10 protein-coding genes and 1 pseudogene are annotated in these 13,716 nt (G+C 50.8%); 1 reads left to right on the plus strand and 10 read right to left on the minus strand.

Features of this window, described 5'->3' with window-relative positions; all coding sequences use genetic code 11:
- Positions 1–201 precede the first annotated feature (201 nt).
- The 9 genes and pseudogenes from ACYIA1_RS10440 to ACYIA1_RS10480 form a co-directional block, all read right to left on the minus strand.
- Positions 202–1,473, minus strand: a complete 1,272-nt coding sequence (locus tag ACYIA1_RS10440) for an ABC transporter permease (RefSeq protein ID WP_122368892.1) — start codon at positions 1,471–1,473, stop codon at positions 202–204.
- Positions 1,474–1,477: 4 nt separating this feature from the next.
- Positions 1,478–2,740 (minus strand): ABC transporter permease, encoded by a 1,263-nt coding sequence (locus ACYIA1_RS10445; protein WP_005864764.1) that lies wholly within the window; start codon positions 2,738–2,740, stop codon positions 1,478–1,480.
- A gap of 198 nt (positions 2,741–2,938) precedes the next feature.
- A complete protein-coding gene (locus ACYIA1_RS10450; protein WP_005864762.1) occupies positions 2,939–3,217 on the minus strand; it encodes a type II toxin-antitoxin system RelE/ParE family toxin in 279 nt (92 codons plus the stop codon).
- A gap of 61 nt (positions 3,218–3,278) precedes the next feature.
- Positions 3,279–3,560, minus strand: a complete 282-nt coding sequence (locus ACYIA1_RS10455) for a hypothetical protein (RefSeq protein WP_005864759.1) — start codon at positions 3,558–3,560, stop codon at positions 3,279–3,281.
- Between the two features lie 50 nt (positions 3,561–3,610).
- Positions 3,611–4,879 (minus strand): annotated as a pseudogene (locus ACYIA1_RS10460) (ABC transporter permease).
- Positions 4,880–4,927: 48 nt separating this feature from the next.
- Positions 4,928–6,199, minus strand: coding sequence for an ABC transporter permease (locus ACYIA1_RS10465; RefSeq protein ID WP_005864755.1), 1,272 nt, complete (start codon positions 6,197–6,199; stop codon positions 4,928–4,930).
- A 30-nt stretch (positions 6,200–6,229) separates the two neighbouring features.
- A complete protein-coding gene (locus ACYIA1_RS10470) occupies positions 6,230–7,483 on the minus strand; it encodes an ABC transporter permease (protein WP_005864752.1) in 1,254 nt (417 codons plus the stop codon).
- Between the two features lie 25 nt (positions 7,484–7,508).
- Positions 7,509–8,780, minus strand: a complete 1,272-nt coding sequence (locus ACYIA1_RS10475; protein WP_005864750.1) for an ABC transporter permease — start codon at positions 8,778–8,780, stop codon at positions 7,509–7,511.
- A 3-nt stretch (positions 8,781–8,783) separates the two neighbouring features.
- The gene (locus tag ACYIA1_RS10480; RefSeq protein WP_005864748.1) at positions 8,784–10,028 is read right to left on the minus strand and encodes an efflux RND transporter periplasmic adaptor subunit; all 1,245 of its coding nucleotides are present in this window, start codon (positions 10,026–10,028) and stop codon (positions 8,784–8,786) included.
- Positions 10,029–10,211: 183 nt separating this feature from the next.
- Between ACYIA1_RS10480 and ACYIA1_RS10485 the strand changes: the two genes are divergently transcribed.
- Positions 10,212–11,054: a PepSY-like domain-containing protein gene (locus ACYIA1_RS10485; RefSeq protein ID WP_005864747.1), complete on the plus strand. Its 843-nt coding sequence runs from the start codon at positions 10,212–10,214 to the stop codon at positions 11,052–11,054.
- A gap of 94 nt (positions 11,055–11,148) precedes the next feature.
- On the opposite strand, the gene galB is transcribed toward ACYIA1_RS10485, so the two are convergent.
- A complete protein-coding gene (galB, locus tag ACYIA1_RS10490; protein ID WP_005864745.1) occupies positions 11,149–13,653 on the minus strand; it encodes a beta-galactosidase GalB in 2,505 nt (834 codons plus the stop codon).
- Positions 13,654–13,716: the final 63 nt, after the last annotated feature.

Raw genomic sequence — 13,716 nt, forward strand, 5'->3', positions numbered from 1 at the left:
TTGACTCTTGTTATTGTTAAACTCTTGCTATCGCTAGGCTTTGCCACCTAAAAGCAAATTACGTGCCAGAAACGTATCTCATTGATTCCATGACATCTCCATAAAAAAGTACTGTCCGTTATCGAACAGTCGATTCATTTCCGAACAGTCGGTTCGTTTCCGGACACGGATGCCCGTGCCATCCGTGCCGTCCGTGTCCGATCATTCCTGCCGCAAGGCGTCCGCCGGATGCATCCGCATGGCCCGGTAAGACGGGAAACTAATTCCCACGACAATCATCGCGGCCATCACCGCATACGAGAACACGAAGCCGAACAACAGGCGTGAGGCCATGTCGGGCGGTATCTCCGAGCCTTGCGTCACCTCCATATACAGCAGGTTGGCGAAGATGGCGGCGGAGGGGATGAAAGCGATGGTGAGTAGCGCCAAGCCCTCCTTCACCAATTGCCAGAATATGCCCTTGCGGGTGGCTCCCATCGCCATGCGGAGGCCGATCTCGGCGCTCCTTTGTTGCGTACGATACCAGAAGGTTCCCACCACGCCGAGCAGGACATTCAGCAGGAAGAAGGCGATGCCCGCCACGTAAAGGCGGACTTGATCCAACCAACGCTCAAGGAACTGGTCCCGGTAATGGGACATCGGGAAAACATCCTTCAAATAGATATTACCCACGCGCAATTGCTGCTCCATCTCCTTCCGGAAATCGGCGGCGAAAGCGGCGCCGTCCGCGCCGGGCTTCACCCGGATGAAGGTGTTCAAGCCCTCTCCGACCCAATCGCCCTCCTCGGCCACCTTGTTCTCGTCCACCAGCTTATAGTAAGCGTAATCATAGCCGGTGAACTCGCAGTAACGTTGTTTCTCGCAGACACCACCGATACGGTAGGCCACGCTATCACGAGAGCCTTGGTCGGTGATATAGATCTCTTGGCGCACGGCCGCCGCAAGATCGCCGAAGAAGCTGTCGGCGACCGTACCCGTCACCACCACTTGGTTGTCACGCAGGGCGTCCACCAACTCCGAGGGGGACCCGCCTTGTGCCGTCTTTACGTCGAACACCTCGAAATAGGTGGGCGATACGTAACGCACGAAGCCATTACGGATCAACGAGTCCTTCCGGAACGTGGCGTATTGGTTCGATCCCCGGTAATGGAAATGCACGCCGGTGGTGAAACAGATTGATTCCACGGAGGGGTTCCGGCGGATGCGATCCATCAAGGTCAGATAATCCCCGCCTCCCCGTTCGCTATGCACGGAGGTCGTGTCATAATCGGGACTTTCCTCCGGGATCACGCCGAAACTCACATGATACGTATGCTCGATGTTAAAGCCCAAGGGCTGCGAGTAGAGTCTGTACATCACGAACAAGGCGTCCGCCGCATACCAAAGGAAGATAGAGACCACGAGCATTTCCAACCAGATAAACAAGTTCCCCTTGCGCTCGTTCCAGAGTTGTTTTAGAATCATCTTATACATAGCGTCAACCATTTATAGAGTCCGTAATATTCAATCTTGACATTCGCCAAGCCGGGAGGCCGGCGGAAAACAGGTTCAGCACGAGGCAGAACAGGAAGGCGGCGATAAAGACCGCCCCGTTAAACATCCCGGTGGAAAGCCCCGTCTTCCCCAGCGAGGTGACCAGCAACCAGTCCCTCAGCAACAACATGGCGCCGTACGACATCGCCAATCCCAGCAGTCCGCCGAGCAGGGTCAAGACCATGTTCTCGGACAGCACTTGCCAGAGGATGGTGCCTTGCGTGGCCCCGAAAGCCCGACGTACGCCAAGCTCGGCCATCCGGCGGCGCATCCTCGACAGGGTGATGCCCGATAGGTTCAAGGCCGGAACCAGCAGGAGGATGAAAAGGATGATGCCGTAACGGACGTAGAGATAGAAGAGGTTCGCCCCGAACTCGCTACCGCCGCCGATCCATTCCTCGATCTGGGTGGAGGGCTGGTGAAGGATATCGGCCTTGACATCCCGGGTCTTGGCGTTGAACTCCTCGACCTTCCGCAACGCCTCGGTCCTCAACTCCTCCCTCGTGACGCCCGGTTTCAGCAGGACGCAACAGCTATACGAGCCGTTGATACCCTCTTGGTATCCCCCGTCGTCCCGCACCGTGTAAGGGATCCAGACCTCCGCCCACGCTTTCGAGGCGAACCGGGATACGTCCTTCACGACCCCGCAGATATTGTAGACGATGAAATCGAGCTTCATCTCCCGCCCCACGACTTGGTCCGTGCCGAAAAGGGCCAAGGCCACGCTCTCGCTGATCACGGCGTCGCGGATACCGCTCGTGAAAGCCGCCGGGCTGAAGGGGCCTCCTTGCAGGAAATCGAACTGGAAGATCTTCCAGAAGGCGGTATCCGTATAAGAGATGTAACTCGTCCGGTTCTTAAGCCCGTCCATGGACGAGGCGGTCAACGGCCTGTAGCGATCCATATTGATGGCGGTAACGGCCTCCGCCCCTTTCAGCGGATAGCAGCATTCCTTCACCAAGGGCAGTCCCAGCGACGAGTAGGAGATGCGCCGGTTATCATCCTTGCCATTGCTCATGACGGTCGTTATGTAGCAGGTGCGGCCACGGTTTACCTCCGGCTTGAAACTCGCCGTATTCACGACATACAGGATGACGATCACCATGATCATGCAAATGGCCAAGGCGGTACCGAGTATCGAGATCACGCTCAACAGCTTGTTCTCCCCGATCATCCTCAACGCTTGTTTAATGTATTGCTTTATCATAAACCTTTGTATTATAAATTATCTATTACCCGACCTAAACAGCGATTGTTTGTTATCATCCGACTTTGTGCCCCTACGGAGGCAAATAACGTGCCAAAAACGTAACCACCTGATTCCTAACATCACCCCGTAAAAAAAGCTGTCCGATAACGAACACTTGATTCGTTATCGGACAGCGATTATGGACAGTTTCAGATTTTATAATTCCCAACGTAAGGATCTCAGCAGTTCATCGATCTCGGCTGCCGAAATGGAGTCACGGTCGGCCTTATCGTAGATCGTGAGGAGAACAACCGTACCCTCATTATCTGCGCAGACAATGGCCTCCGTGTAAGTAATCACTCTCGCCCCATGGCTCTTTCCTTTTCCCTTGGAGGCGATGGCCATGCGTACCTTGCGAACGCCTTTGCCTAAGCTCGTCCCTTGATCGGGGTTCTCGCTCAAAGACTTACCCAAAGCCGATAAATCAGCCTTCAATGAGCTATACTTCTTACAGAGACGTTTGAACTCTTTATCGAAGTCTTAATGGGTTTTTATCCTATACCTCATTGAGCAACTCACTTAAGTCTCTAAACTTATGCCCCACATCCTTGCCCTCACGCAAATCCTTCACGTCTTGCAGGGCATTCCTTAGCCCCGCCAAGATCTCCTCCTTGGTAGGCTCCACGTAATCGTCTGCCGGCTTCTCTACCGGGGTTGCCTTACCGAAGGCAGCCATCTTCATACGGCGGACACTGTCGAGGGCCTTCTTGATCAACTGTTCATCCTCCAAAGACATCACCTCTTGCAGTAACGACATTTTTAATTCTATAGCTGTCATAAGCTTGCTCCTTTCTCATTAATAAATTGACAGACGCAAAGATAGACAATTTATTCGTAATGCAACGCCTCCGCCGGAGCCATCTTTACCGCCTTGCGGACAGGGAACCAGATTCCCATGCAGATCATGCCGGCCATCAGGAGGTAGGAGACGCTGAGGGTTACTAGAAAGCGGAGGATGGAGAGGGGCTCGCGGTAGGAATCCAGCTTATCCAAAAAGGCCATATTGAAGACGAAGACCAGTAGAATCGGAACAGTGATCGCCAAGAGACCCAGACCTTCCAGATACATGTACTCGCCCAGCCTGCCCCGGCTGGAACCGATCGCCATGCGGAGACCGATCTCGCTACGCCGCCGCTCGGTACGCAACCAGAACGTGCCTACGATACCGAAGAATACGTTCACGAGCAGGAAGGCCATCATGGAGAGTTTCTTGCTGTTCTCGTTCTTGGTAAACCGGAGTTGGTCATCACGCTGGTCGGCAAGGAGGGTGACACCGTGGACGAAGATGTTATTTACCGTCATCCGATCCGCTGTTTTCTCCAAGAAAGCGTACATCTCATCCTCGGTCATCGGGCGTTTCGTACGTACCGATAGTTCAGCGCTCCTTACGCCGAAATTCTTCACGAACTCCCGCAAGGACTCACCTTTCAATATCGTGAAAGCGCAGTTCTCCGGACGGTCGAAGTCATTGCTACGGAAGGTAGGAAGGACAGCGGCGATCGTGAAAGGCTCGGAAAGGTCGTCATTCTCCGAGATCTGCCGGCCTATGGCGGACTACCCCCCGAAGAAGAAATCCTCCGCCTCCGCCGTCACGACGAGCGGGCGGTAAGCGTTCTCCACCAGCGGGGTGATGGCACGGCCCTCCTTATCCTTCATACGGAATACATCGAAATAAGAAGGAGATACTTTCAGCTTGTGGTAGTTCTGTCCTACCGCCTTCGAGGTATCAGCGCCCAAGAGAAGGAGCGTACCCCACGAACTTCCGTTTGAATAAGGCATGGACCAATACGTAACACATACTTCCTCGACCTCCTGCTCTTGGCGGATACGTTCCATAAGCTTCAACAAATCCTGTGTTGCGTTCGAGTCGTAAAGTGAGTCGGGCACATAACCCGGGGCGTTCGACGAGAGCGTGGAAAGCTTGAAACGCCACGTATTCGAGATATCATATCCCATCGGGGCGTTATAGCAGCGCACATCCACCCATAACTTATCCATCATAAACCAAAGGGCGCACATCACGATAACCAACTCGCCCAGTATCCAGCCGTTGCTCTTGCGCTGGGCCCATATTATTTTAAATATATGCTTAATCATAATTTGATAGTTGACAATTGACAACTCATTGTTCATTATTCATTGGATTCACTCATTCCCCTTTAACGCTTCTACGATCGGTTGCCGTGTCGTACGCCATGCCGGTATCCCGGCGCTTAATATATTCAGCAAGAACGTAAAGATAAGGGCGGAGATAAATAAGCCCGGTTTAATAAGCATAGGCGCCGTAAGGCTCACGTTCTCGCTCAACATGAAAGGCTTCCCTACCACCAGCAACACCATCGAGAGACCGATACCGATCACGCCACCGATCAAGGTCAGCACAAAGTTCTCCGATAAGATCTGCATCAAAAGATTCTGCCCCGTAGCCCCGAAAGCCTTACGTAAACCGATCTCTTCTTTCCGCTTCTGCACGGACGATTGGATCACGCCCGTTAAGTTCAGCGCCGGGACCAAGAGCAAAAAGAATAGGAAAGCGCCCGATCCGGCCAAGAAGGTAGGCCAGTCCACCTTTTGAAAAGCGCCGCTTCCCATGGCCGTATCCAACTGGGAAAGTAGCCCGGAAGGGAAACCTACGTTATAATCGGTCTTGCTGTCATTGTAGCGACGGACCTGTTGGTCTAGCTCCGAGCGTATGGCATCGAAGTCGGAAGAGGAACGAGCCAATAAGGCCACGCTGAAATAACCGGCCATATTCTCCCCATACTCCCCATTTACACGGGTCAGGGCCTCATTGCTGCTATAGGGTATCCATACCTGAGCGTAGGAGCTCATCAATGAAGAAGGTACGTCACGCACCACACCGCAGACGGTGAAAGTGATAAAATCCATCACGACCTGCCGCCCGACGGCCTGTCCCGTTCCGAACAAATCGGTCGCCACTTGTTCCGACAGCACCATCTTCGGTATACCGGATTGAAAATCAGCCTCGCTAAAGGGGCCCCCTTCCAAGAAAGGATGGTCGAATATTTTCCAATGGCCCGCGTCCGTATAACAAATCTCATACTCCTTGAAGAGCCGTCTATTGGGCAATGACAAGGAATGGCTATCACTACAATAGCCGGATACGGCCTCTGGTTTCCGCAAGGTGTAGAAACATTCCTTCACGACCTCGCTGGACATACCTCCACGGTTATACTCCGGGCCATTGGGATTTTTCGTACCGACTTCCGTACCCCAGACATACATAAACCTAGACCGATTGGACTCAGGGGCATATCCCGTGGATTTAATCTGGAACACCAATACCATCACCAACACCATGGCGATCGCAAGGGCCGTTCCCGAAATAGAGATTACGCTTACGAGCGTATTTTCACGCAGCATTTGAACCGCTTGTTTGATGTACTGCTTATACATAAATCTAATCGTTTGTTATTATTCTACATATTATTCGTAATGCAACGCCTCCGCCGGGACCATTCGGGTAACCTTGCGCACAGGCAACCAGATACCGAGGCAGATCATGCCGCTCATCATTAAATAAGTTATACCGAAAGAGATAGCGAAACGCCCCGTCGTAAACGGCAGGCGATAGGTATCTATAGCATCCGTCGCCACCATATTGATAGCGAAGAGGGCGATAAACGGAAGGGTTAACGCCAATAGGCAAAGACCTTCCAGATACAGATACCGCCGTAACGTGCCATCGTAAGCACCCAGCGCCATCCTCAAGCCGATCTCTCCCCGGCGGTTCTGCGCACGGAGCCAGAACGTACCGATAATGCCGAAAAAGACGTTTACCAGCATGAAGGCCATCAAGGAGAACTTATTGCTCATCTCACGCCCCTTACCATCCAGATGAATATCCCGGAACTCCCTGATATTGCTGATGCCATAGACAAATAGATTGTCCGCCGCCAACCGGTCTCCCATCTCATTCAGAAAACGATTCATGTCGTCCCGTGTATAGTTTCTTTTCATCCGGACGCAAAGCTCCGCATTCCGGGCTCCAAACTGATTGACAGTCTCGTTAAACAATTCCCCCTCAAGGCTCTGGAAAAAACATGGCTCCGGAGATTTATACTCGTCGGTCCGGATAGAGGTTGATACGGAGGCGACCGTAAAGGTATTATCCAATTTACTATGCCTCACCTTCCTTCCACGAGCCAGCCGGCCATGATAAAACACGTCTGCCATCTCCTTGGACAAGACCAAGGCGTTATGTATCCCGGCGATCTCGTCCGCTACAGGTTTCCCCTCCGGAGTCTTGATCCGGAAAAGCTTGAAATATTCCGGGGTGACATTCCGGATCTGGAAATTCTCCCCAGATGTTAAGCTCGTGTCACCATCCAGAGGCTCTATCTCCCTCCAAGAATTTCCCATCGAGTAGGGACAGGAGTAATAAGTAGCGCAAACTTCCTCCACCTCGGACCATTGGCGTATTTGCGACATCAAGCGGGTCAGCTTCTCCGGCTCGGATAGCCCGGGAAGCGAATCCGAAGGGTTCCGTTCCTGCTCGCTTAACTTGAAACGCCATACGTTCGTGATATCGAATCCGAGGGGAGAGTAATAGGTTCGCGTGTCCACATAAAACATATCGACCATCAGCCAGAACACACCGGCCACCACCAACAACTCCGCGAATATCCAACCGTTACTTCGGCGCTGGTTCCATATTATACTTAGTATATGCTTGATCATATCATTCCTTTTCAGTAGTTATTTTTCACACGTTCGCATCCTTCAACGATTCCACGATCCGCTCCCTCGCTATCCGGAATGCGGGTAATCCCGAGCTTAGTACATTCAATACCAACGTAAAGAACAGGGCCGCCACAAACAACAAGGGCTGGAAAAGCATGCCAAAAGTTATCACCGTATCTTTTGTCAGCAAGAACGACCGGCCTACATAGAGCAATACGACCGACAAACCTACCCCCAAAACACCTCCTATCAACGTAATGATCAGGTTCTCGCAAACAACCTGCGTAAACAGACGTTCACCGGTAGCCCCAAAAGCCTTGCGAAGCCCCATCTCCGGCCGCCTTTTCTGTACGGCGGATTGTACGATCCCTGTCAGGTTCAAGGTCGGTACCAGCAGCAGGAACAGAAGCACCCAGCCAGTTGTCTTCAGGTATTCGCCCCAACCTACCCGGTTATAGCCATACCGACTACCGGAACCTAAGGCCAGTTCCAGATGGGTGAAAGGCTTGGGAATCGTCAAGATGAAATCCGCTTTGCCGGCGTTGTAGCGGGCTACCCCTTGCTGGATCTCCGCATATATGGAATCGATGTCCGAGAGCTTATGCGCCAAGATCTCCGCCCCGAAAGGGCCACACATCCCGTCGCAACCTCCGCTATTGGTGTACAGGGTATTCGCCGTATAAGGCATCCATACATCGGCGAATGCCTCGCTGGCCGCTTTCGACGGGCGCTTTACCACTCCCGCGATCGTGCAAGGCATCACGTTATTTACCAAGATATCACGACCGACCACGTCTTGGGTACCGAACAGGATACCCGCCAACTTATCGGAAATAACCACGTGAGGCAGACCGGAATTGAAATCGGCCTCCGTAAAAGGCTTGCCGGAAAGGAACTTGAAGTCAAATACTTTCCAAAAGGCGGGATCGGTATAATAGACAGTATATTCCTCGAACAATCGTTTACCCGGAATGGAGATAACGTGGCTATTCTGTGCCGTCACGGTTACGGCCTCGGGCTTTTTCAGCGTATAGAGGCATTCACGTATCGTCTCGGCGGAAAGGCCCGTATTGTTATTCTCGCTCCCATCCTTCGATTTAGTGTTCACGGAGTAGATATAAAGCATCCGGTCTCGCTTCGATACGGGGCTATAACCTACCAGCTTGATTTGGAATTGCAACACGACAACCAAGATCATGGCCACCGACAGCATCGTACCCAAGATAGAAACCACGCTTGTAAGACGATTCTCTCTCAGCGCATGGATGGCTTGTTTAAAGTATTGCTTGAACATCCTTTATTTCAATTTCAGTTTATTCTTTTCCTTGAAGCTTGTCATATCGGAAACGACTACCTCGTCGCCCGGTTCCAAGCCATTGACTACTTCGACATACTCAAAGTTGCTGTCTCCCAGCTGTACCTTCCGCTTGATCAATTGGTTTCCGTTGACAACAAACAACTCATACTCTCCTTTCCCGACGTAGAACGAGGCGTTGGAAATACGCAGCACATCGTCCTTGATGGCATTCATCACGTATACATCGGTCTTCAAACCGGAGCGCAAGCGGCGATGATTATCCTCCTCCAACTGTACCGTGAAAGAGATTACACCGTTCTTCGATAAGGGGGTAACATCGCTAACCACCCCATCCAGTTTATCGTTGCCGATCTTTACAACGGCTTTGCTACCGGCGGCGATCCGGTCACCATAGGTATCGGCGATCTCCCCCTCTATCTTGAAATGGGACAAGTCGGAGACGATAGCGACACGACTGCCTTGAGAGACTTGGGCACCTACCTCGTTGTTCACGTAGGTCAGGATCGCCTTGCGGGGAGAGCGTATCTGGGCGTCTTCCAAGGTACGCTTCGTCTCGGCTAGGCTCTTTCGGAAGATGTTCAGGTCGAGTTCTTTCACTTTATAATCGGCATCCGTCAAGGATTTCTCGTTCTCATATTTTTGCTCATCCTCTTTCAGTTTCAAGACGCTAACGTTATAGTCCAGTTCCACTTGACGGACCTTATCGGTCGTTCCGGCGCCTAGGCTATCCAGATAACGCTCGTTGCGCAACTCCACTTCCTTTCGGTTCAGTTCCATGCGAGAGACTTTCAATTGCATCTCCATCTCGGAAAGCTTATTGCGGTTTTGGATACGGAGTTGATCCAATTGGAGGCGTTTCATTTGCTCCTCGTCCAATTGTTTCTTATAATCCGTCTCGGCGCTTAGCAAGTCCAGTTTCAAGATCGGAGTACCTACATCCACGGAATCGCCTCCCTTTTTATAAATCTCGACGATACGGGAGTTGATCGGTGAGTTGATGATTTCCTCGAAAGCAGGTACCACCTTGCCGGATGCGCTAACGGAAACCTCGATCACTCCTTTATCTACCGTTGAAAAAACCAAGTCCTTCCGTTGCAGGCTGGTTTGCATAAAACCGATCACCCCGCCAATCAAGACAACGGCAATACCGATCCCCGCCCCCAGCTTTATAAACTGTTTACGCTGCTCCTTCTGCCGAACCTCTTTTGATATCTCTCTGTCCATATTTCGTTTGTTTTTATTTTCCACCCTCCAAAGAGCAAACCCCGTGCCAAAAACGTAAGTAACTGATTCTATGAGAATATCCATTTTTAGTACTGTTCGATTTCGGACACTGTGTTCGGTTTCGCTCAAAACTTTTCCGATAGGCCTGTTGTTCTATGCCCAAAACTTATAAACGCAAAATGTATGAACACAAGACTTATCCTATTCACATGTATAGCCGGTCTGACTCTCTTTTTCTCTGGCTGTAGCAAAAATGATGATGATCATCAAGGTATTATCCCTCTCCCCCCGGTAGAGAACGCTTTTCAAGAGAAATATCCCGATGCCAAGAACCCTGTTTTTGAGATCGAAGGTAACTATTATGTGGTAGATTTCAATAATGAAGGTTCCGAGACAACCGCTTGGTTCACGGATCAAGGCGTATGGATGATGGAAAAGATAGACATCTCTTTCGCCCAATTACCGGCAGCGGTATCCACCGCCTTCAAACAAGGCTTTTACTCAAATTGGACCGTGGATGACACGTACGCCATCAATCGCCTAAATATGGGAATCGTTTACAAGATCGAGGCGGAGCAGTCCAATAGCGAAGTAGACCTGTATTATTCACAGTATGGAAACCTGATCAAAGCCGTGGACGATGAGATCAATAATGACGCACCGATCGTTATCCCGAAAGAGGTCAGCAACCTGATGGAGATCACTTTCGCCAACGCCGAGTTGCTGGATATCCAACAGAACAGCCTAGGTTACGAGCTGGATATGATCGATAACCAGATTTATAAAGTGGCGCAATTGAATAAGGATTACAGGTGGCAAAGTACCACATGGGCCATGTCCGAGCAAGAGGTTCCGCAGATCGTGATGCAAGGCTTCGAATCCTCCGCTTACGCTAGCGACAAGGTACAGTCCATATATACGTTATTGAATGCCAATGGCACCTTCTACCTATTCAAGGTTTCACATAACGGGCAGGACGAGACGATTACCTTTGATGTATTCGGGAATATCGTGAAGCCTGAATAAAGAGCGGAAACAACATCCAACTGATAACAAACCGCGCGATTCACAGCCGTCTCCGGACTTGAATCGCGCGGTTTGCGTTATATGATAATCAAGCTTATTTACTGATCAATTCCAAGGTCGCCCCTTTTACTCCCGGTGCGGAAGCCTCGAAATAGATCGTTCCCGGTTCCTCGGCCGTCTGCACGATAGCGGTAAGTTGCCCGCTAAACAGTTTCATTTCCGGAAGATGGAAGAGTTCCAGACTGGCGCTATTTCCATTTGCCGCCGCACGGTAGGCTCCGGCACCACGAACCTTAAACTGGATCTGTCGGGTATCATCCGGACAAAGGTTACCGTTCTTGTCTACGACTCTAACATTGATGAAAGAAAGGTCTTTTCCGTCAGCCGTCAATTGGTTACGATCGGCGGATAACTCAATATGATGCGGCTTCCCTGCGGTATGAACCTCCTCCTCGGCCACAGCGTTACCCTCCTTATCATAAGCGACCACCTTCAAAGTTCCCGGCTCGTATTTGGTATCCATCCACATCAAGCGATACCGTTTCTGGCGCTCGAAACTCTTTTGAGCCGCTTCGGTATAACTACTATCGATACCGATGCTTAGATCTTTCGTACGTTTCCCTTGGCTCTTTCCGTTGATAAACAATTCGGCGGAAGGATAATTGGTATAAACGAATACGGGTGTCACCTCGCCCTCACGTCCCGGCCATGTCCAATGCGGCAGGATATGCAAGGTCTTGGCGCTTTTGTTCCAATGACTACGGTATAGATAGTAACGATCCTTGGGGATACCCGCCAAATCGATAATACCGAACAAGGAGCTATGGCTTGGCCAATTCGTATAATAAGGAGTAGGCTCGCCCAGATAATCAAATCCTGTCCATACGAATTCCCCGATACAATACGGAAGGTCCTCATGCTGGATAAAATCGTCTTCCGGCAGATTAGACCAGTTGCAATGCTCCACGTCGTACGAGGAACTTTGGTGATCCTCATAGACAGCCATCGCCTTACGCTCTACCGGGAATTTATAAACCCCTCGTGAGCTAACTGTGGAGGCCGTCTCGCTTCCCAAGATTATTTGCTGAGGCAGTTTCTTATAATTCACTTGATAACGGAACGGACGATAATTGAATCCAGCCACATCCATCACCGCCGCCATATTATTATTCACGACGGCATCCGGGGCATCCATACCTTGCGTCACCGGACGAGTCGGGTCTTCCCGATGGCAGATATCCTGCAAGAACCTAGAGATCTTACAACCGCTCTCATCCCATTGGTTAGGCACCTCGTTACCGACGCACCACATCACGACGCTCGGGTTATTCCGGTAATGATGTACCAAATTCACGAGGTCTTTCTCCACCCATTCGTCGAAAATCAAATTATAGCCGTTCGCGCATTTCGCCTTGTTCCATTCGTCGAAGCTCTCTGCCATCAACATCATACCCATCTCATCGCAAGCCTTTACCAACTCGGGAGCCGGCATATTATGGGAAGTACGGATAGCGTTGCATCCCATGTCCTTCAAGATCCGGATCTGACGACGGATAGCGGCATCATTGACGGCAGCCCCTAACGGGCCTAAGTCATGGTGATTACAAACGCCTTTGAATACCGTCTTCTCACCATTCAAGAAAAAGCCTTTATTCGGAATGATCTCGATCGAACGGATACCGAACGGGGTCGTATAGAGATCTTTCAGTTGATCGCCCTCATAGAGACGAGTCTCCGCAGAATACAAGGCAGGCATATCCGGCGACCATAAAGTCGGGGTCTGGATGATAAACTCTTGGGAGAGGCTATTATCATTGTACTTAATCTGTGAGAGAGGCGTAGTCTGCTCCGTCAACTTTTGCCCGTTCGGATTCCATACACTGGTTTTCACGCTATACTTGCTGGCATCGGCCCCTTCCGGCAGTACGATTTTCGTCTGTACATTGACTTTCGCAAATTCCTTCGTGGCGGTCGGGGTCGTAATATAAGTTCCCCAGACCGGGATATAGGCGTTTTCCGTCACGATTACATGTACATTCCTATATAATCCCGCTCCCGGATACCAACGGGAGGATTCCGGCAAGTTCTCAAGGCGAACCGCCAAGGTGTTCTTTTTCCCCGGGATGAGCTGTTTCGTGATATCGAAATAGAAAGAATTATAGCCATACGGCCAATATCCAACCTCTTGCCCGTTCACGTAGACCTTGGCATGGCTCATCGCACCGTCGAACAGGATCGTGGCACGCTTCCCATCCGTAAATTGAGGAACCTCAAACTCGGTCCGGTACCAGCCAACTCCCACGAAAGGCAAACCTCCGGTTCGGCCGGCATGTTCCATGGCCTCCGTTTGTCCGTCTTGGGCGATAGCGACCTCTTGCTTATCATTCTGAGAGCTGAAAGGGCCGTAAATCGCCCAATCATGCGGAACGGTCACGGATTGCCACTTACTATCATTGAAAGTAGGATTGATAAACTCCGGGCAGTCTTCCCGGGCGAACTTCCAATTCTTTTCCAACAGGAACTCACTGCGTACTTGCGAGAAAAGCGCAGGGAAAAGGCAAAACAAACCGATCAAAATAGCGAAACTTGTTCTTTTCATTCGTTTTTTTGTGTTTTTGTTATTCATAGCGGAACAAAAATAAGTATTTTTGTCTCCAATACA

The sequence above is a fragment of the Parabacteroides sp. KHUB-02 genome, assembly GCF_056640955.1.

What these genes read in the sequence shown, in the direction of transcription:
- ACYIA1_RS10440 (WP_122368892.1), bottom strand. Translation starts at nt 1,473, where the DNA reads ATGTATAAGATGATTCTAAAACAACTCTGGAACGAGCGCAAGGGGAAC.
- ACYIA1_RS10445 (WP_005864764.1), bottom strand. Translation starts at nt 2,740, where the DNA reads ATGATAAAGCAATACATTAAACAAGCGTTGAGGATGATCGGGGAGAAC.
- ACYIA1_RS10455 (WP_005864759.1), bottom strand. Translation starts at nt 3,560, where the DNA reads ATGACAGCTATAGAATTAAAAATGTCGTTACTGCAAGAGGTGATGTCT.
- ACYIA1_RS10465 (WP_005864755.1), bottom strand. Translation starts at nt 6,199, where the DNA reads ATGTATAAGCAGTACATCAAACAAGCGGTTCAAATGCTGCGTGAAAAT.
- ACYIA1_RS10470 (WP_005864752.1), bottom strand. Translation starts at nt 7,483, where the DNA reads ATGATCAAGCATATACTAAGTATAATATGGAACCAGCGCCGAAGTAAC.
- ACYIA1_RS10475 (WP_005864750.1), bottom strand. Translation starts at nt 8,780, where the DNA reads ATGTTCAAGCAATACTTTAAACAAGCCATCCATGCGCTGAGAGAGAAT.
- ACYIA1_RS10480 (WP_005864748.1), bottom strand. Translation starts at nt 10,028, where the DNA reads ATGGACAGAGAGATATCAAAAGAGGTTCGGCAGAAGGAGCAGCGTAAA.
- ACYIA1_RS10485 (WP_005864747.1), top strand. Translation starts at nt 10,212, where the DNA reads ATGAACACAAGACTTATCCTATTCACATGTATAGCCGGTCTGACTCTC.
- galB (WP_005864745.1), bottom strand. Translation starts at nt 13,653, where the DNA reads ATGAAAAGAACAAGTTTCGCTATTTTGATCGGTTTGTTTTGCCTTTTC.